The organism is Gordonia sp. NPDC057258, assembly GCF_042668985.1.
In the GTDB taxonomy this organism is placed as follows: Bacteria; Actinomycetota; Actinomycetes; order Mycobacteriales; family Mycobacteriaceae; genus Gordonia; species Gordonia hongkongensis.
The window spans coordinates 1-19,196 of sequence record NZ_JBHUXZ010000056.1; the positions used below are offsets into that span (position 1 = coordinate 1).

Here is a 19,196-nt window from a genome sequence, read left to right on the forward strand (position 1 = left end):
CGCCCCACCATTCCGGTGGGGCGGCCTTCGTCGCCGGTCGTCAGTGGGTGAGGACCTTCTCGTGGGCTCCGCGAGCGGTGGTGACGTCGTCGAGCTCGTCGTCGACCATGTTGCTCTCGTCGAACGGATCCCGGCCGGACAGCACGTCGTCGACGCGCTGCTTGTCGATGGTGCTGGTCCACGAGCCGACGAGCAGCGTCGCGACCGCGTTGCCGGAGAAGTTGGTGACCGCGCGGGCCTCCGACATGAACCGGTCGATGCCGACGATGAGGCCGACGCCGTCGAGCATGTCGGGACGATGGGCCTGGAGTCCGCCGGCGAGGGTGGCCAATCCCGCACCGCTGACGCCGGCGGCGCCCTTGGACGCGATGATCATGAACGCGAGCAGGCCGATCTGCTCACCGATCGACAGCGGGTCGCCCATCGCGTCGGCGATGAAGATCGACGCCATCGTGAGGTAGATGGCGGTGCCGTCGAGGTTGAACGAGTACCCGGTCGGCACCACGACGCCGACAGTGGTCTTCTCCACGCCGAGGTGCTCCATCTTCGCGATCAGGCGAGGCAGCGCGGACTCCGAGGACGACGTCGCGAAGATCAGGATGTACTCGCGGGTGAGGTACTTGACGAGTTTGAAGATCGAGACGCCCGACACGGTGCGCAGCAGCACTCCGAGCACGCCGAACACGAACACCAGGCAGGTCAGATAGAACGCGAGCATCAGCGTCAGCAGCTGCTGGACCGCGGCCCAGCCTGTCTGTCCCACGACGCTGGCGATGGCGCCGAACGCGCCGATCGGGGCCACCCAGAGCACCATGGTGAGCACCTTGAAGACGAGTTTCTGGAAGTAGGAGACCGCGGTGAGGATCGGTTCGCCGGTGCGGCCCATCGCCTGGATCGCGAACCCCACGAGCAGCGCGACGAACAGCGCCTGCAGGACGCTGCCCGCGGTCAGCGCGGACAACATCGATTCCGGGATGATGCCCTGGATGAAGTCGAGGGTTCCGCCGGACTCGTGTGCGTCCTCGGCGAGTTCCTGGCCCTTGCCCGACACCGAGTCGATGTTCAGGCCGTCGCCCGGCTGGATGATGTTGCCGACGACCAGGCCGATCGCCAGCGCGACCGTCGACATCGCCAGGAAGTAGACGAAGGCGAGTCCGCCGACCTTGCCGACCGTCGCCGCCTTGCGAACCGAGCCGATGCCCAACACGATCGTGCAGAAGATGACCGGGGCGATCATCATCTTGATGAGGCTGACGAACATGGTCCCCAGCACTCCGAGGTCCTTGCCGACGCCCGGCGCGACGAGCCCGACCACGACGCCCGCGATCACCGCGATGATGACACCGATGTACAGCCAGTGGGTGCGGTCGCGCTTGGTCTTGGATGGCGTGTCGGCCGTATCGTCGGGCATCGTCACGATGGGATCGGAACCGTCCCCGGCCGGTGAGTCGCCGGACCTGCCTCGAATGTTCATCGGTGATTCTCTCCTCGTACACCTCGGACAACAGTGATGAGGATTGTGGGCCGATGTGGTGACGCGGGTCACGATTGTGTTCATTACGTTCACACCCAGCACGTCCGGAGTCATCACTTCGGACAGGAACGAGGTCGGCAGGGATGCGGTGGTACCCGCGCACGCTCGCCGGACAGGTCGCCGCGCTCGCATTGGCGGTCTTCGCGGTGGTCGTCGTCGCCGAGAGCGTTCTGGCGGCCGTCGACGCCCGCATCGACGCGAACCGCGCGGCGAGGGCCGAGGTGACAGCGGTGGCGGTCAGCCTGGCGGAGTCGCCGTCGACCGTCGCCGCCCTCACATCTCCGGATCCCAGCGCGGTGCTGCAGCCGGTCACCGAGCGGGTGCGCGCGGCAACCGGGATCGCGTTCATCACCGTGCTGGCGCCCGACCGGACCCGCTACACCCACACCGACCCGGCGCGAATCGGCGAACCGTATCTGGGGAGCATCGACGCGGCCCTGCGCGGGCAGACCGTGACCGAGAACTACACCGGCACGCTGGGCCCGTCGATCCGGACGATCGTCCCCGTCCGTGATGCCGACGGCCGGGTGGTGGGGATGGTCGCCGCCGGGATCACCCAGCGCTCGCTGACGTCGGCGTGGCGTGGCCAGCTGCCGATGATCGCCCTCGCCGCGTTTGCGGCACTGCTCACCGCCGTCGGCGGCGTGTGGTGGATCCGGCGACGACTGCTGCGGCAGACCGGTGGACTCGCGCCCGACGAGTTACGGCTGATGTACGACCACCACGACGCCGTGTTGCGTTCCGTGCGCGAAGGATTGGTCGTCGTGGAGGACGGACGACCGGCACTCGTCAACTCCGAGGCGCACCGCCTGCTCGAGATCGGACCCGACACGGCCCCCGCGGACCTGCCCGCCTTCCTCACCGACGGCGACGAGGAGACGGACGTGACCTACGCCGACCGCGGCCGGGTACTGCTGGTGAGTCGTTCCCCGGTGGCCGGCCGACGCGCGTCGTCGGTGGTCACCATCCGCGACCGCACCGAGCTCTCGGAGGCGATGGGCGAACTCGACTCCATGACGCGGTTCGCCGAGGCCCTCCGATCGCAGGCGCACGAGGCCGCCAACCGGTTGCACACGATCGTCGCCCTCGTGGAGATGGGCCGGCCCGACGAGGCGATCCGGCTGGCGACGACCGAGTTCGAGCTCTCCCAGCACCTCATCGACCGGATGACCCAGGCGGTGGCCGAGCCCGCGCTGGTCGCCCTCCTGCTGGGGAAGACGGCGCAGGCGGCCGAACGCGGGATTGCGCTGTCCCTGACCGAGGAATCGCAGGTGAGCGACGCCGCCACCGGGCTCCTCACGCCCGGTGAGATGATCACGGTCGTGGGCAACCTGATCGACAACGCCCTGGACGCCTGCGACCCCGCGGACCCGTGGGTGGAGGTGACGGTCGTCGGGGACGACCGCGTGCTCGACATCGTCGTCGCCGACAGCGGCAGCGGCATGGATGCCGACCTGCTCGCCCTGGCGACCACTCGGGGTTACTCGACGAAGCCGGGAGGTGACGCCGCCGGGCGCGGCCTCGGTCTCGCCCTCGTCGCCCAGGTCGTCGCCCGCCGGCACGGGACGATGAGCGCCGAGAACACCTACGGCTCGGTCATCTCGGTACGCGTGCGCGCCGACGCGGGGGAGCGCGGACGATGATCCGCGTCCTGATCGTCGAGGACGAACCCGTGATCGCCGAGGCGCACCGCGATTATCTCGTCCGGCTGGGCGGATTCGAGGTCGTCGGTGCCGTGTCCACCGCGCAAGAGGCGCTGCGGATGGCCACCGCCGGACCGGTGGATCTGGTGCTGCTCGACCTGGGTCTGCCCGACGCACCTGGCGTGGACCTCGCCTCGGCGCTGTCGGGTGTCCGCCCGGCGCCCGACGTCATCGCGATCACCGCCCAGCGCGACCTCGCCACCGTCCGGAGCGCGATGTCGCGCGGGGTGCTGCTCTACCTGCTGAAACCCTTCACCTTCGCCGCGTTCCGGGAGAAGATCGAGCAGTACCTGCGCTACCGCGAAGCCCTCACCGGCGACGCCGACGCGGTCAGTCAGCGCGACGTCGACCGGGCGCTCGCCGAGCTGCGCACGAGCGACACCCGTCGGTCGGCGAAGAAGGGCGCGGCGCCGCAGACCGAGGACGCGGTGAGCCGGGCGGTCCGTGACAGCCCCGACGGGCTGACCGCCTCGGAAGTGGCGCGCGCCCTCGGATCGTCGCGGGTCACCGCATGGCGCTACCTCGAGCGGCTCGCCGACGACCACGTACTCGAACGCGATACCGAGTACGGCTCGGCGGGCCGCCCACAGGTGCGCTACCGGTGGCGACGGCGCTGACCCCGGCGTCCGCCGGGCTCAGCTCTCCTGCGCGTCGTAGGCGCGCGCCCGCAGCGAGCGGGCCACGCCGTCGCGGCCCTCGGAGATCAGCCGCTTCAGCGCGGACGGGTGGTCCCCGGACAGGAAGTCCTCGGCGAGGTCGAGGGCGTGCTGCGACATCGCCCAACTCGGGTACAGGCCGATGACGACGGTCTGCGCGACCTCGCTCGACCGGCGTGCCCACACCTTCGGAACCGCCTCGAAGTACTTCTCCACGTAGGGCTCGAGGAGTTCGCCCTGGCCGGGACGGGCGAATCCGCCGATCATGGTGCGGGTGTACACATTCGACAACGAGTCGTCCTCGATGGCGCGAGTCCAGGTGTCCGCCTTGGCCTCTGCCAGCGGACGCGCCGCCCGCGCCAGCGCCGCCGAACGCGTGCCGGTGGCGGTGTTGTCCCGCTCGGCCTCGGCGTCGATGACCGGGGTCGACTCCGGATCGGTGTCGATCGCCCCGGCGGTGGCCAGCGCGGTCACCAGCTTCCACCGCAGGTCCGTGTCGACGGCGAGACCCTCGAGCCCGTGGTCGGCGGGATCCGCGCCCTCGAGCAGCGCCCGGGCCACCTCGGTCTGGTCGTCGTTGATCCGGCCGCCGAGCCAGGTGTTGACGAACGCCAGCTGATGGTCGGAACCCGGCTCGGCCGCGCGGGCGAGTTCGAGCATGCGCGAGCTGAATCCGGGACGGCCCGTGGTGGCCGCCCACTCCGGGTCGGCGTAGGATTCGATGGCGGTCGTCGCCTGCAGCAGAACTCGTTGCACCACACCGATTTCCGACTCCCCGGCGATGCCCTGCCGAACGAGTTCGACGAAGTCACGGGCACGCATCTCGGCCTGACGGGTCATCTCCCACGCCGCCGACCAGACCAGGGTGCGCGGCATCGGATCGCTGATGTCGCCGATCCGGGCGGTCGCCGTCGCCAGCGACTCCGGATCGAGCCGGACCGAGGCGTAGGTGAGGTCACCGTCGTTGAGCAGCACCAGATCTCCACGATGCACACCGACGAGGTCGGCGACGTCGGTGCGCTCGCCCTCGATGTCGAGTTCGACACTGTGCGTCTGCTCGATGGCACCGGATCCGTTATCGGCGTAGACACCGACGCGCAGTCGGTGTACCCGGGTCTCGCCGGCGCCCGGGGCGGCGCCGTCCTGGACGATGGTGAACCGCGTGAAGGCGCCGGAGTCGTCGACCTCGAAGTCGGGCCGGATGACGTTGATGCCCGTGGTGCGCAACCACTGGTCGCCCCAGTCCGACAGGTCCCGGCCCGACGACTTCTCCAATGCGCCGAGGAGATCGGCGAAGGTGGCGTTGCCGAACTGGTGCGCGGCGAAGTAGCTGCGCAAACCGGCGAGGAAGTCTTCGAGGCCCACGTACGCGACGAGCTGCTTGAGGACCGACGCGCCCTTCGCATAGGTGATGCCGTCGAAGTTGACCTCGACGGCCGCGATGTCGGGGATGTCGGCCGCGACCGGGTGGGTCGAGGGCAGCTGGTCCTGCCGGTAGGCCCAGGACTTCTCGACGTTGGCGAATGTCGTCCAGGCGCTGGCGTATTCGGTCGCCTCGGCCTGGCACAGCACGGACGCGAAGGTCGCGAACGACTCGTTGAGCCACAGATCATCCCACCACTGCATGGTGACCAGGTCGCCGAACCACATGTGGGCCATCTCGTGCAGGACGGTCTCGGCGCGACGCTCGTAGAGGTACTTGGTCACGCGGGACCGGAAGACGTAGTCCTCGAGGAAGGTCACGGCGCCGGCGTTCTCCATCGCGCCGGCATTGAACTCGGGGACGAACAGCTGGTCGTATTTGCCGAAGGCGTACGGGATCCCGAAGTTCTGGTGGTAGAAGCCGAAGCCCTGTTTGGTCTCGGTGAACAGGCGCTCGGCGTCCATGTGCTCGGCGAGCGATGCGCGGCAGTAGATGCCGAGCGGGATGTCACCGTGCTCGTCGGAGTATACGTCGGTCCACTCCGCATACGGCCCCGCGATGAGCGCGACGAGGTAGGTGCTCATCGGTACTGTTTCCCGGAAGCGGTGCACCACAGCGGATGTGGAGCCGTCCGGTTCGCCAGGGGCCTCCGCGTGCGCGGCGTTGGAGATGACCTTCCAGTCCGCGGGAGCGGTGACGGTCACCGTGTAGGTCGCCTTGAGATCGGGCTGATCGAAGCAGGCGAACATCCGCTTGGCGTCGGCCGTCTCGAACTGTGAGTACAGGTACACCGAATTGTCGGACTGGTCGACGAACCGGTGCAATCCTTCGCCGGTGTTGGAGTACGCGCAGTCGGCGACCACGGTGAGCGTGTTGTCGGCGGCGAGGCCCGGCAACGGGATTCCGACCGACTCGTCGAATCCGGACACGTCGAGATCGACACCGTTGAGGGTCGCCGAGATCAGGGTGGGTGCGACGAGGTCGACGAACGTCTCGCTGCCCTCCGTCGCGGTGAACCGCACCGTCGTCGTGGATCGGAAGGTCGTGGTCCCGGGAGCGCCGGAACCATCGGTGAGGTCGAGCTCGATCTGGTAGTTCGACACGTCGAGAATCGCTGCGCGGTCGCGGGCCTGGTCTCTGGTGAGGTTCGGAGCAGTCACGCAGGCCAGCTTATCCAGGTCAGGACTCCGGCGGTGCTCCACGCAGTCCGGCGGGGTTCAGGATCGCCCGTGCGATCGTCTCGAGTTCGGCGGCGACCCCGGGCCGGGACCGCAGCTGCGGCGACTCGATGATCTCGCACGTGTAGCCGAACAACGCCTGGGCGAGCGCATTCGCGTCGGCCGCGGTCAGCAGTGGGTTACGGGACCGGATCGCGTCGATCCATTCGGCCCGGTAATCCATCTGCGCGTTCCGGAGCTGCGTCTGCTCGGTGTCCGGCAGATACATGAGGTCACTGGTGAAGACGGGCATGATGCGGCCGTGGACGTCGAGTGCGTACTCGACGAATACGCGGATGAGCACGTCGAGCGGGTCGTCGGAACCGGCGCGGCTCAACGCATGGGCGGTGACGTAGAGGATGCCCTGCACACCGCGCCACAGCACCGCCCGCAGGAGATCGGATTTGCCGGAGACCTCCTGATAGAGCGTCGCGATCGAGACATCGGCGGTACGGGCGATCTCGTCGATGCGGACGTCGGTGAAGCCCCGCTCGGAGAACAACTGGGTGGCGGCGTCGAGAATGCGCTCGCGACGGGAGGCGGGGCGACGGTGCGCGGGCGCGCGCTCGGCATCGGGGTCCGGCTCCGGTGGCCCCGGCAGCCGGCACGCGAGGATGGAGTCCGCCACGGCGCGCTGGACCTCCATGAGGCGGGCGGGCGACAACGAGCCCCGCATCTCGGAGGTGTTGGAGTACACGCTGAGTGCAGCGGCACCCAGCATCGCCGCCTCCGACGGCACGACGTCGGGACGCGCCGCGGCGATGAGTGAGGCGAAGTGTTCGCTCAGCTGGCCGAAATAGCTTCTCATCACATCGAGTTCGGCCGGCTGCAGATGGCGTTGCTCGCGACGCCACAGCGTCGACACGTCCCGATGGGCGGTGAGGTCACCGAGCCCGTCGAGCAGAAGTGCGAGCTGCTCGACCGGCGAGCGGCCGTGCTCCTCGGCGTCGGCCATGAGTGTCGCGACGAGCTCCACCTGCGTCGTCAGCGCTTGCGAGAGGATGTCGTGTTTGCCGGGGAAATGTCGGTACACCGCCGGCCCGGTGAGACCGACCGCGGCGCCGATCTGCTCGATGCTGACGTTTCGGAATCCCGCGTCCTGGAACAGTCTTGTGGCGGCCCGGACGATCTGTGCCGAGCGCTGTCCGAGAGACCGGGGTTCGAGCGGCCGGAGACGCGCGACCACCCGGGCGGGTTCTTCCGGATCGGACGGTGGCGACGACGGCATCCCGGGTCCTCTTCCTCGGCGGTTCTTGCACCATCTCACACCGTGCCCGGACCGGGCCCCGCGAATCCACAGCGACGGCGACTGCTCCGCGCATCGGGAACAGTTCGAACCGCCGGGGTGTTGAGCCGTCCGACGGCGCCACCGGCCGATCGTCGGCGGCACGTGTTCAATGTCGACTCTCGAGAGGATGTTCCATGTCAGAGCAGGCCCAGCCCACCGATCGCGTCGATTTCTGGTTCGACCCGCTCTGCCCGTGGTGCTGGATCACCTCACGCTGGATCCTCGAGGCCGAGAAGGTCCGGCCGATCGAGGTCAACTTCCACATCATGAGCCTCGCCGTCCTCAACGAGGGCAAGGACATCCCCGAGGAGTACCGCGAGGGCCTCAAGCACGCCTGGCGTCCGGTCCGGGTCATCGCCGCCGCCGCGGCGCAGAAGGGTGACGAGATCCTGGCGCCGCTCTACACGGCGATGGGGACCCGCATCCACAACCAGGGCATCAAGGATTTCGACGAGGTCATCGCGGGCGCGCTCGAGGAGGTCGGCCTCGACGCCTCACTCGCCGAGGCCGCCGACGGTACCGAGTTCGACGAGGTCATCCGCGAGAGCCACCACGCCGGGATGGACAAGGTGGGCGACGATGTCGGGACGCCCACCATCCACGTCAACGACGTCGCCTTCTTCGGCCCCGTGTTGTCGCGGATCCCGCGTGGTGAGGACGCCGGGACGGTGTGGGACGGTGCGCGCGCACTCGCGTCCTACCCCCACTTCTTCGAGCTCAAGCGCACCCGCAACGAGGATCCGCAGTTCGACTGATCGGGTTCGGTTGCGCGCTTGCGGTTCCGTACGTCAGAAGCGTGGTGGCGGTTCGATGCCGTTGGGCAGTCCGTCGGGCCCGAGGGTCGCCGGATGGGGAGGCGGCGGCACCGCCACCACGTTTCCGCTCCCGACGCCCCGGACGATCTGGCTGGGACGCAGCAGCATCGCCCCCGCGCGGGTCCGGTCGCGAAGTGCGGCTGCCCGCCAGGTCAGCACCGGATGCGACGACATCGCGTTGGTCAGGAAGGTGAAGAACCCGCGCTCGTGGGTCGCCCGGTCGGCGAACTGGTCGAAGTCCACCGCCGAGAGCATGTACTTGCCGGCGGCCAGGACCCCCATCGCCCCGGGCGCCCCACCGGGTCTGGCGTAGTACCCGTAGTTGTCCGCGCTGTACTCCTGCGCGCGGGACAGGGCGGCGCCGAGCACGGGGATGTTCATGCCGACGATCGTCGAGAGCTGTCGCCAGTACGAGGTGTGCCCGGCGGCGATGTGCCCGACCTCGTGGCCGATGATGAACTCGAGCGCCTGCGGGTCCCGGGCGGCGCCGCCCACCTCGAACAGGTCGGAGTACACGACGACGAATCGCCGGAACCCGTGCCCGGAGGCGAATGCGTTGATCGCGCCGTTGCCGAGGACGACGTAGGCATCCGGCACGTACTCCAGTCCGAAGCGGGCTGCGGCTTCGACGACCATCCGGTGTCCGTCGGGGAACTGGGTCGGCGTCATCTGTACGCCGTTGACCCGCGGTGATGCATAGGTCAGGCCGCGGATCACGAACAGCAGGAGCGGAAACAGCAACGCGCCCAACAGGAGTTGGTCGAGGGTGCCCAGCGCGACGAGGACGATGATCGCCGCGTACCCGACCACCGTCGCGAGGATCACCAGCACGAGGGTGGGGATCTCCCAGGGGTGCAGCCGCGGCCGCGCGGCGTAGTGCGCCGGGCGCAGCCACCGTCGACCGGGGTCGGCGGGCGCGGGTGGCGGCGGGTCGGCGACGCCGGGCACGTTGGGGATCGGTGCCCCGGAGGCGGGTGTGCCGGCGGCCGGCTCGCGGGGGACGGGCAGGGGCGTGTCCACGCCCTCAATCTATAGTGACGCCATGCGTGTCTACCTCGGTGCCGACCATGCCGGATTCGAACTCAAGAACCAGATCGCAGACCATCTCGAGGCCACCGGCCACGAGGTCGTGGACTGCGGTGCCCACGAGATGGACCCCGCCGACGACTACCCGGCGTTCTGCATCGCCGCCGCGGCCAAGACCGTCGCCGACCCGGGCAGCCTGGGAATCGTGCTCGGCGGCAGCGGCAACGGCGAACAGATCGCCGCGAACAAGGTCCCCGGCGCGCGCTGCGCACTCGCCTGGAGCGTCGAGACCGCCCAGCTCGCCCGGCAGCACAACAACGCACAGCTCATCGGCATCGGCGGCCGGATGCACAGCACTGCCGAGGCGCTGGCCATCGTGGACGCGTTCCTGGCCACCCCGTGGTCGGAAGAGGCGCGGCACCAGCGGCGCATCGACATCCTCGCGGAGTACGAGCGCACCGGCGAGGCTCCCGAGGTGCCGGGGGCCCCGGCCCAGTAGGTCTCGGCCGAGTTCGTGCCCGAGGGCCACACTCTCCATCGACTGGCCCGCCGGCAGCAGCGACTGTTCGGCGGGCAGCGGGTTCGCGTCAGCAGCCCGCAGGGTCGGTTCGCCGACGGTGCGGCGATGGTGGACGGACTCACCTTCCACGCGGCCGAGGCCTGGGGCAAGCATCTCGTCCATCGTTACCGGGACGGGCGTGCCGAACGAATGGTGCACATCCACCTCGGGCTGTACGGCTCGTTCACCGAACTCGCGGTGCCCGTGCCGGAACCGGTCGGGCAGGTTCGACTCCGCATCGAGACCGAGACCGCCGGAACGGACCTTCGCGGTCCGACGGCGTGTGAGATCTACCACCCCGCCGATCTCGAGGCGTTGGTCGCCCGACTCGGTCCGGATCCGCTGCGACGCGACGCCGATCCCGACCGGGCATGGTCGGCGATCTCGCGGTCCGCGCGGCCCGTCGGCGCCCTGCTGATGGACCAGAAGGTCATCGCCGGGATCGGCAACGTGTATCGCGCCGAGATCCTCTTCCGCGCCGGCATCGATCCGATGAGGCCCGGAAAGCGTGTTCTCCGAGACGAATTCGACGCTCTGTGGTCCGACCTGGTGACTCTCATGAAGATCGGCGTGCGTCGTGGACGCATTCACGTGATCCGGCCCGAAGACGATTCCGGGGCGCCGTCCTACGCCCCGAACCGTCCGCGGACCTACGTGTACCGGCGGGCGGGCGAGCCATGCCGGATCTGCGGGACACCCGTCCTGATCGCCGATCTGGAGGCCCGAAAACTGTATTGGTGCCCCGTCTGCCAGACCTGACAGGTTACTGCCCGGTCGGTGTGGATAGCCGAACCTTAGTAGCATGTGCGGAGCCGTGAGGTTCTTACTCATGCGAACGGTCGGGGAGACAAGAGGGGGCAGTGTGACAATCAGCGAAAGCATCCGGTCTCATGCCGGACTGATCTCGCGGGGCGAGGTGTCCCCACTCCGAGGCGTACCTTTCCACGGCGCGGCCGACGCGCCGATCACCCGTCGTGTGCTGGCCGGTGGGGACCTTTTCCCGGAGGCGGAGAAGCGCGTCGTGGCACATGAGATGCGGGCCGTCTCGGCGGCTTCACGTGACTACTGCGAGCCGCACGTACACGACTGCCCGGAGATCAACATCCTGCTGTCGCTCGACCGTCTGGTCTACGAGATCACGCTCGGGGACGAGGTCTATGAGGTCGAGGCGCCCGCGAGCATCTACATACCGGCCGGCCTGGTGCACAGCGCCAACGTGATCGAGGGCAGCGGTTTCTTCGTGGCGATCATCGAGACCGCCGACTACGTCGCCAAACCGCCACCGGCGCAAGCATCCTGATCGGTCACGGCTGCGAGGTGCGGGCCGCGGCGCCATGACACGGTCGAGGTGGGAATCTCAGGGAGCCCTCAGCGCTCCTGCGGGCGGTTCATACGTCCGGGACCCACCATGGGTGAGGTGCAGCATGTCAGAACCCGGCCCCGGCCCGGCAGGACGCCGACGATCACCGTCTTCGTGGTCGGCGGGACGGGGGAGTCGTACCCCGGTGACCCACGGGCCGAGGTGTCCGGGCTCCTCACCGGAGTGGCCGACGAACTCGATGACCGCTTCGACTGTCGGTGGATCGGATACCCCGCGAGCTATGGTCCCGCCCCGCGTCCGGGCGGGATGAGTTTCGTCGAGAGCGTCGGGATCGGTGCGGGCCGACTGCGGGCGGCCATCCGCGCCACGGCAGGACCGGTCGCGCTGGTGGGTTACTCGCAGGGGGCCGTGGTCATCCGATCCGCGGTCGCCGATCTGGCGACCGGGGACGCCGAGACTGCATCCGACCTGGACCGGGTACTCGGTGTCGGGCTGGTCGCCGACCCGCACCAGCCGCCGGGCGTGGTGCCCGGTTGCGACGGGTGGGGAGTCGCCGGCCCGGGAGCGGATCTGCCGACCGGGCTGCCCGTGTACTGGGTGGGCGCGTCCCAGGACGTGATCTGCAACGCCGACGCGGACTCGCTTGTCCGCGACGTCGCCGACCTCACCGGCTCTATGACGCTGGCCGGGCTCGGCCGATGGGGGAGGAGTGCGTGGGATGTGTTGCGCGCCAACGACTTGCAGAACGCACGGCGGACGTCGGTCCGGCCGGCGCAGTGGCGGCGCGACCCCGGGCGGATGCTGGCGGCGTGGCGTGAGGTCAGGTGCTACCTCCCGTCGCGCATCCGGGTGGGTGGTGTGTGGCTGACCAACGCCGTGGGTGGCCGGCACACGTCGTATCGGAGCGACCCCTATCGGCGGACCTCGGTCACCGATCCGGCGTCCACCGGTTGTCAGGTCATCGCCCAGTGGCTTCAGGTCCAGGCGACGTTCGCCGACCAGGCCGCCACCTGGTCACACGACAGAGGGCCGGTCACCTGACGGTGACCGGCCCTCGTAGTCTGCTCGAGACTAGGTGTTCTGATACTTCCCACCGATGGTGTTGCGCACCACGATCGGGGTGTTGCGGGGAACGTTGTCGTAGACCCACTTGGCGTGATCGTTGGTGACGTTGATGCAGCCGTGGCTCACGTTGCTGCGACCCTGCTGATTGACCGACCAGGGGGCGCCGTGGATGAAGATGCCGTCCCACGACATCCGGGTCGCGTACTCGACGTAGGTGCGGTAGCCCTCGGCGGAGTCGACCGGGACGCCGTACGTGGACGAGTCCATGTACATGTCGCGGTACTTCTCCTTGGTGTAGTACACGCCGTTCGAGGTGGGGTTCTTGTCCGAACCCATCGAGATCGGCATCGTCCGGACGACCTTGCCGTTGTGCCACCAGGTGATGGTGTGGGTGTTGTCGTCGGCCAGGGCGATGTAACCGGTCTCGGTCTTGACGTTCGGGATGACCGGCCCGGCCGGCTTCTCCTCGGTCGTCGACGGCGGCGGCTGCGGAGCTTCGGGGGTGGTCGGCGCCGGCGGGGTCGGCAGACCGGGGACCGCGGGGATCTCGACCGGCGGCAGGCCGGGGATCACGGTGACCGGGACGGCGTTGGCGACGCCGGGAAGTGCGAGGGTCATGGCCAGGACGCCGAAGACGACAGCCGCGAGTCGTCGAGCCGAACGGCGGCGCGAGGCGCGCGGGGTCGGCAGGTGAGAGTTCAACACAGGTCGTACCTTCGGTTCGATGGTTCGTTCGCGCATCGGCCTGAGCGCGGAACCATCGTTACACAACCGTTGCCTTGGGTCCAAGGAGCGGGTCACGCCGAATGACGCCGCCATCGCGAACCCTCAGTACGACGTGGCAAAACCCGAGGTAGCGCCGTTGTCGACACCGCGTGTGACGGTCGTCACATTCGAGGTCGCGCATACGCAGCGGGTTCCGGCGTGGACTCATTGTGGCCGCTGGACCCTCGTATGCAACAGGATCGTTTGTCCCACTGGGGACTGCTCGTTCGGGGCGCCGTGTTCCCGCTCAGGCGGGTTGTGGATGTTCGGTGCGAAGGTGTTGCGCAGGTTGCGAACACGCCTCGTCCCGGCAGACGAGCATCACGTCGACGCGACCGATGCCGGCCTCGGACTCGGTCACGTCTCGGCGGACGTACAGGGGTGCGCCGCAGGATCCGCACCGGCGTTGGGTTTTCGTGTGGCTGGAGGACATGGGTCAACGGTACGCCAGGTGTGGCGTGGATCACAGGACGAGTCCGGACCGGCGGGATGTGGTCCGGTTGGGTGACTTGGGCGGGGATCTGTGACATCGCCGACCCGAATCGCATGTGGTTCGCAGACAGCGGAGGAACGTGAGGGAAACGCCAGGCCAGTTCGCGCCCTGCCCACCACCGATCGTCTCGACCGGCCCCGGCGATTCGTCGGCACCCGGGCACCCGGAGGAGGAGGCGACTCCCGAGATCGTCTACGAGTACGCGCCCCTGCCGTTGCCGTGGAACAAGCCGCCGGAGCCGCCCAACTAGGCGCACGGAGTAGCCCGGACCGACGAAAAAGGGTCGGAGATAGTGTCTCCGAGCCGGTGGAGCGGGTGACGGGAATCGAACCCGCGTAGCTAGTTTGGAAGACTAGGGCTCTACCATTGAGCTACACCCGCGTTGCTCGCGGTGACCGTCGAGATCCCGGCGTCGCGTGCGATGAGTGACTGTACCGGCAGCGGCGCCGGAACCGAAATCGGGGTGGATGCGACGAGGTGGCATCCGACGGACGACCATCGGTTCCGGCGTCGCCGCGGCACCCGTGCGCGGGCCCGGCCGCGGTGGCACGTACTATCTCTTGTTGGCCCTGATGCGCGGTCGCCCTCCGGGGTTCCCTCGCGTGTTCGGACCCCGGGATGTGGCGCAGCTTGGTAGCGCATCCGCTTTGGGAGCGGAGGGTCGCAGGTTCAAATCCTGTCATCCCGACTTGATCGATGTGGCCCGACCGGTCACCCGGTGCACGGCCCGCGAACGACCGAACTTCCACCACCGTAGATATAAGGAGTATTCAGGCGTGAAGAGCACTGTCGAGCAACTCACCCCGACCCGGGTCAAGCTCAACGTCGAGGTCCCGTTCGAGGAGCTGTCGGCAGACTTCGACCGGGCCTACCGGTCGTTGGCCCAGCAGATCCGGATCCCCGGGTTCCGTCCGGGCAAGGCGCCCGCGAAGCTGATCGAGGCCCGTGTCGGCCGCGATTCGATTCTCGCGCAGGTCGTGAACGACGCCATCCCGGCCAAGTACTCCGAGGCCGTCGCCGAGACCGAGACCAAGGCCATCGGCCAGCCCGAGATCGACCTGTCCGAGCTGAAGTACGGCGAGTCGGTCACCTTCACGGCCGAGGTCGACGTCCGTCCCGAGATCACCCTGCCCGACTACTCGACCCTGTCGGTCGAGGTCGACGCGATCGAGGTCGACGAGGCGGCGGTCGACGAGCAGCTCGAAGGCCTGCGCGCCCGCTTCGGCACCCTCAAGGGCGTCGAGCGCGGCGTGGAGAACGGCGACTTCGTGTCGATCGACCTGGCCGCGACCGTCGACGGCGAGGCCGTCGAGGAGGCCACCACGGAGGGGCTGTCCCATGAGGTCGGCTCCGGCCAGCTCATCGACGGACTCGACGAGGCGCTCATCGGCCTGAAGGCCGGCGAGGACAAAGAGTTCACGACCAAGCTCGTCGCCGGCGATCACGCGGGCGAGGAGGCCCTCGTGAAGGTGACCGTGCAGTCGGTCAAGGAGCGCGAGCTGCCCGAGGTCGACGATGAGTTCGCCCAGATGGCCAGCGAGTTCGACACCGTCGAGGAGCTGCGCGCCAGCCTCGCCGAGCGGGTCGAGCAGTCCGCGAAGCTGGAGCAGGCCAACAAGATCCGCGACGCGGTGCTCGACAAGCTCCTCGAGACCGTCGAGATCCCGCTGCCGGAGAAGGTCGTCGACGAAGAGGTCGAGGGTCAGCAGCACCAGGTCATCCACGCGCTCGGACACGACGACGAGCAGGTCGCCAAATTCCTCGAGGCGCAGGGTAAGACCCGCGAGGAGTGGGATGCCGAGTCCCGTGCTGAGGCGGAGAAGTCGGTCAAGCAGCAGCTGCTGCTCGACGCGATCGCCGATCAGCAGGACACCGAGGTCAGCCAGGACGAGCTGACCCAGCAGATCATCTTCACCGCCCAGCGCTACGGCATGCAGCCGCAGGAGTTCATCCAGCAGCTGACGCAGGCCAACCAGGTCGGTGCGGTCTACGCCGACGTCCGGCGCGGCAAGTCGCTGGCGAGCATCGTCGGCGACGTGACCGTCACCGACACCAAGGGCGCCACCGTCGACACCGCCGAGTACTTCGGCGGCAATGACGACGCCGACGAGTCCGCTGCGGACGAGTCCGACTCCGACAACTGATCGGGCTCCCGCGGTCCAGCACAGCCCGCACGTTTCCTCCGCGATCGCCGGTCCTCGAAGTACGAGGGCCGGCGATCGCCGTCGGTCCACCATCACGCACGGGCCGTTCACGGTGCCGAAGGCCGTTCTGCTCTCAGCGAAGAGGCGTGTCCTCGGGAGTGTCCGCGGGTGTCGATTGGTTAGTGTCGGTGAGGACGTCATCAGAGAAGCATTCGATGTGCGTGCGCGTCACCCGCGGGTGACGCGCAGGTCATGACAACAAGGCAAAGGTAGGAATACGTGAGTGAGCCGACCATCCACACACCCACGATGAGTTCGGGTGTGGCTGGGTTGAACCTGACCGATTCGGTGTTCGAGCGTCTGCTGCGCGAGCGCATCATCTTCCTGGGCACCCAGGTCGACGACGACATCGCGAACCGGCTGTGCGCGCAGATCCTGCTGCTCTCCGCCGAGGACCCGCAGAAGGACATCCACCTCTACATCAATTCGCCCGGTGGATCGGTGACCGCCGGAATGGCGATCTTCGACACCATGCAGCTCGCGGAATGCGACGTCGCGACGTACGCGATGGGCATGGCGGCGTCGATGGGCCAGTTTCTGCTCGCCGCCGGCGCCAAGGGCAAGCGACATGCACTGCCGCACGCGCGCATCATGATGCATCAGCCGTCCGCCGGCATCGGCGGTACCGCCGCCGACATCGCCATCCAGGCAGAGCAATTCGCGCTCACCAAGAAGGAGATGAACCGGCTCAACGCCGAGTTCAGCGGTCAGCCGCTCGAGAAGATCGAGGCCGACGCCGACCGCGACAAGTGGTTCACCGCGGAAGAGGCCAAGGAGTACGGCTTCGTCGACAAGGTGATCGCGCGCCCGGGTCGGTGAGACCCCGGTCCGACGACCGCGCCCGTACCCACCGCCGAGCCACCTCTACCCAATGGAGCAACAGATGACCAACTCCCTTTCCTTCGACGGCATGCCCGCCGAGGTCGCCGCCGGCATCCCCGCGTCGGCCTTGGCGCTGAAGAACATCGAAGCGCGGTACATCCTGCCGTCGTTCATCGAGCACACCCCGAACGGCCAGCGTCAGTACGACCCGTACGCGAAGCTGTTCGAAGAGCGGATCGTCTTCGTCGGCACGCCGATCGACCAGGTCGTGTCCAACGACGTCATGGCGCAGCTGCTCGTCCTCGAATCGCAGGACCCCGACCGCGACATCACCATGTACATCAACTCGCCGGGTGGCAGCGTGCCCGACATGCTCGCCATCTACGACACGATGCAGTACGTGCACTGCGACATCGTGACCGTCTGCCTCGGTGAGGCGGCCTCGGCGGCGGCGATCCTCCTCGCCGGCGGAACCCCGGGCAAGCGTGCGGCGCTGCCGAACGCCACGGTCCTGATCCACCAGCCGCGCACCGGCGGCGCCTACCAGGGTCAGGTCTCCGACCTCGAGATCCAGGCCGCCGAGATCGAGCGCATCCGCGACCGCCTCGACGAGATCCTGGCCAGCCACACCGGTCAGGACAAGGAGAAGATCCGCAAGGACACCGACCGCGACAACATCCTGACCGCGGCCGCGGCCAAGGAGTACGGCATCGTCGACGAGGTCTTCGAGTACCGCAAGAAGTCGATGAAGAAGTAGTCCTGGCCAAGAAGTAGTTGTGGCAGTGCAGAAGTCCCGGTGATTTTCTGCCGCGACATTTGGCCTTATCGGTCGAAGTTCGAGCGGCACGCGGGTACCGTCGGGTTACTGGGCATTCGAGTGTCGATCAAATGACCCATGCCCGGCTGCGTGCGACGCGACGGACCAGACACGACAGTCCGGCAACGAGGAAGTAGGTACAGCGCGAGATGGCACGAATCGGAGACGGCGGCGACCTGCTCAAGTGCTCTTTTTGCGGCAAGAGCCAGAAGCAGGTGAAGAAGCTCATCGCCGGCCCCGGCGTGTACATCTGCGATGAGTGCATCGACCTGTGCAACGAGATCATCGAAGAGGAACTGGCCGAGAACGGCGACGTCAAGCTCGACGAGCTGCCGAAGCCGACGGAGATCCGTGACTTCCTCGAGAAGTACGTCATCGGCCAGGACACGGCGAAGCGGACGCTCGCGGTGGCGGTCTACAACCACTACAAGCGCATCCAGGCGGGCGAGAAGAAGGACGCCCGGACGGGTGAGACCGTCGAGCTGATGAAGTCGAACATCCTGATGCTCGGCCCCACCGGATGCGGCAAGACGTACCTGGCGCAGACCCTGGCGAAGATGCTCAACGTGCCGTTCGCGATCGCCGACGCAACCGCGCTGACCGAGGCCGGATATGTCGGCGAGGACGTCGAGAACATCCTGCTCAAGCTGATCCAGGCCGCCGACTACGACGTCAAGCGTGCCGAGACCGGCATCATCTACATCGACGAGGTCGACAAGATCGCCCGCAAGAGCGAGAACCCGTCGATCACGCGCGATGTGTCCGGAGAGGGAGTCCAGCAGGCGCTGCTGAAGATCCTCGAGGGCACGCAGGCGTCGGTGCCGCCGCAGGGTGGACGCAAGCATCCGCATCAGGAGTTCATCCAGATCGACACGACGAACGTGCTGTTCATCGTGGCCGGCGCGTTCGCCGGTCTGGAGAAGATCGTGTCCGAGCGGATCGGCAAGCGCGGTCTCGGCTTCGGCAACGAAGTGGCGAGCAAGGACGAGGTGGACACCTCGGATCAGTTCGCCGACGTCATGCCGGAGGACCTGATCAAGTTCGGCCTGATCCCGGAGTTCATCGGCCGCCTGCCGGTCGTCGCCTCGGTGACGAACCTGGACAAGGACTCGCTGGTGAGCATCCTGTCGGAGCCGAAGAACGCGCTGGTGAAGCAGTACACCCGGCTGTTCGACATGGACAATGTCGAGCTGGAGTTCACCAAGGACGCCCTCGAGGCGGTCGCCGATCAGGCCATTCACCGCGGCACCGGTGCCCGCGGCCTGCGGGCCATCATGGAAGAGGTCCTGCTGCCGGTGATGTACGACATCCCGAGCCGCGACGACGTCGAGAAGGTCGTCGTGACCGGGGAGACCGTCCGGGACAACGTGCTTCCGACGATCGTGCCGCGGAAGGCATCCAGCGACGAACGTCGCGACAAGAGCGCCTGACCCGCAGCTCACCACTCACCCGACGACAGCAGCGAGCCCCGCCCGGACGACCGGACGG

18 protein-coding genes and 2 tRNA genes are annotated in these 19,196 nt (G+C 67.9%); 13 read left to right on the forward strand and 7 right to left on the reverse strand.

Translation table 11 applies throughout. The features are described 5' to 3' along the window. Window positions 1-40: 40 nt before the first annotated feature. Window positions 41-1,474, reverse strand: a complete 1,434-nt coding sequence (locus ACFUEJ_RS23375; protein ID WP_388032256.1) for a cation:dicarboxylate symporter family transporter — start codon at window positions 1,472-1,474, stop codon at window positions 41-43. A gap of 143 nt (window positions 1,475-1,617) precedes the next feature. Here ACFUEJ_RS23375 and ACFUEJ_RS23380 point away from each other — a divergent pair, with 143 nt between their 5' ends. Together ACFUEJ_RS23380 and ACFUEJ_RS23385 are read left to right on the forward strand one after the other, a co-directional pair. After that, complete coding sequence (locus ACFUEJ_RS23380) at window positions 1,618-3,177, forward strand: ATP-binding protein (protein WP_288816557.1); 1,560 nt, start codon at window positions 1,618-1,620, stop codon at window positions 3,175-3,177. After that, window positions 3,174-3,854 (forward strand): response regulator, encoded by a 681-nt coding sequence (locus ACFUEJ_RS23385; protein ID WP_388032259.1) that lies wholly within the window; start codon window positions 3,174-3,176, stop codon window positions 3,852-3,854. Before ACFUEJ_RS23380 ends, ACFUEJ_RS23385 begins: the two co-directional genes overlap by 4 nt. 18 nt (window positions 3,855-3,872) lie before the next feature. Here the strand turns inward: ACFUEJ_RS23385 and pepN are convergent, their stop codons facing one another. After that, window positions 3,873-6,476 (reverse strand): aminopeptidase N, encoded by a 2,604-nt coding sequence (gene pepN, locus ACFUEJ_RS23390; protein ID WP_388032261.1) that lies wholly within the window; start codon window positions 6,474-6,476, stop codon window positions 3,873-3,875. A 19-nt stretch (window positions 6,477-6,495) separates the two neighbouring features. Continuing rightward, window positions 6,496-7,761, reverse strand: a complete 1,266-nt coding sequence (locus ACFUEJ_RS23395; RefSeq protein ID WP_388032263.1) for a TetR/AcrR family transcriptional regulator — start codon at window positions 7,759-7,761, stop codon at window positions 6,496-6,498. A gap of 194 nt (window positions 7,762-7,955) precedes the next feature. Here ACFUEJ_RS23395 and ACFUEJ_RS23400 point away from each other — a divergent pair, with 194 nt between their 5' ends. After that, entirely contained in the window at window positions 7,956-8,576 is a 621-nt protein-coding gene (locus ACFUEJ_RS23400) for a DsbA family protein (RefSeq protein WP_065629015.1), read from the forward strand. 33 nt (window positions 8,577-8,609) lie between these two features. On the opposite strand, the gene ACFUEJ_RS23405 is transcribed toward ACFUEJ_RS23400, so the two are convergent. Then, window positions 8,610-9,656, reverse strand: a complete 1,047-nt coding sequence (locus tag ACFUEJ_RS23405) for a M48 family metallopeptidase (RefSeq protein WP_058250043.1) — start codon at window positions 9,654-9,656, stop codon at window positions 8,610-8,612. A 22-nt stretch (window positions 9,657-9,678) separates the two neighbouring features. On the opposite strand from ACFUEJ_RS23405, the gene ACFUEJ_RS23410 reads away from it, so the two are divergent. The 4 genes from ACFUEJ_RS23410 (at window position 9,679) to ACFUEJ_RS23425 (ending at window position 12,583) form a co-directional block, all read left to right on the forward strand. Then, complete coding sequence (locus ACFUEJ_RS23410) at window positions 9,679-10,161, forward strand: ribose-5-phosphate isomerase (protein ID WP_058250044.1); 483 nt, start codon at window positions 9,679-9,681, stop codon at window positions 10,159-10,161. Between the two features lie 15 nt (window positions 10,162-10,176). Beyond that, entirely contained in the window at window positions 10,177-10,980 is an 804-nt protein-coding gene (locus tag ACFUEJ_RS23415; RefSeq protein WP_068972584.1) for an Fpg/Nei family DNA glycosylase, read from the forward strand. Between the two features lie 103 nt (window positions 10,981-11,083). Then, complete coding sequence (locus ACFUEJ_RS23420; protein WP_083229512.1) at window positions 11,084-11,521, forward strand: homocitrate synthase; 438 nt, start codon at window positions 11,084-11,086, stop codon at window positions 11,519-11,521. Window positions 11,522-11,629: 108 nt separating this feature from the next. Beyond that, window positions 11,630-12,583: a PE-PPE domain-containing protein gene (locus ACFUEJ_RS23425; protein WP_065629012.1), complete on the forward strand. Its 954-nt coding sequence runs from the start codon at window positions 11,630-11,632 to the stop codon at window positions 12,581-12,583. A gap of 30 nt (window positions 12,584-12,613) precedes the next feature. Here ACFUEJ_RS23425 and ACFUEJ_RS23430 read toward each other — a convergent pair whose 3' ends face one another. Next, entirely contained in the window at window positions 12,614-13,348 is a 735-nt protein-coding gene (locus ACFUEJ_RS23430) for a L,D-transpeptidase (protein ID WP_240198622.1), read from the reverse strand. Between the two features lie 271 nt (window positions 13,349-13,619). After that, entirely contained in the window at window positions 13,620-13,805 is a 186-nt protein-coding gene (locus ACFUEJ_RS23435; protein WP_058250048.1) for a hypothetical protein, read from the reverse strand. Window positions 13,806-13,944: 139 nt separating this feature from the next. Here ACFUEJ_RS23435 and ACFUEJ_RS23440 point away from each other — a divergent pair, with 139 nt between their 5' ends. Beyond that, window positions 13,945-14,115, forward strand: coding sequence for a hypothetical protein (locus tag ACFUEJ_RS23440; RefSeq protein ID WP_175401035.1), 171 nt, complete (start codon window positions 13,945-13,947; stop codon window positions 14,113-14,115). A 57-nt stretch (window positions 14,116-14,172) separates the two neighbouring features. Here the strand turns inward: ACFUEJ_RS23440 and ACFUEJ_RS23445 are convergent. Then, window positions 14,173-14,246 (reverse strand) — tRNA-Gly (locus ACFUEJ_RS23445). A 233-nt stretch (window positions 14,247-14,479) separates the two neighbouring features. Here ACFUEJ_RS23445 and ACFUEJ_RS23450 point away from each other — a divergent pair. From ACFUEJ_RS23450 to clpX, 5 genes are all read left to right on the forward strand, one after another. Beyond that, window positions 14,480-14,553, forward strand: a tRNA-Pro gene (locus ACFUEJ_RS23450). Between the two features lie 88 nt (window positions 14,554-14,641). After that, complete coding sequence (gene tig / locus ACFUEJ_RS23455) at window positions 14,642-16,009, forward strand: trigger factor (protein WP_068972583.1); 1,368 nt, start codon at window positions 14,642-14,644, stop codon at window positions 16,007-16,009. 279 nt (window positions 16,010-16,288) lie between these two features. Then, complete coding sequence (locus ACFUEJ_RS23460; protein ID WP_078113597.1) at window positions 16,289-16,888, forward strand: ATP-dependent Clp protease proteolytic subunit; 600 nt, start codon at window positions 16,289-16,291, stop codon at window positions 16,886-16,888. A gap of 64 nt (window positions 16,889-16,952) precedes the next feature. Beyond that, on the forward strand, window positions 16,953-17,648 hold the full coding sequence (locus ACFUEJ_RS23465; RefSeq protein ID WP_058250292.1) for an ATP-dependent Clp protease proteolytic subunit: 696 nt from the start codon (window positions 16,953-16,955) through the stop codon (window positions 17,646-17,648). Between the two features lie 209 nt (window positions 17,649-17,857). Further along, the gene (gene clpX, locus ACFUEJ_RS23470) at window positions 17,858-19,138 is read left to right on the forward strand and encodes an ATP-dependent Clp protease ATP-binding subunit ClpX (RefSeq protein WP_058250051.1); all 1,281 of its coding nucleotides are present in this window, start codon (window positions 17,858-17,860) and stop codon (window positions 19,136-19,138) included. The last annotated feature ends 58 nt before the right edge of the window (window positions 19,139-19,196 follow it).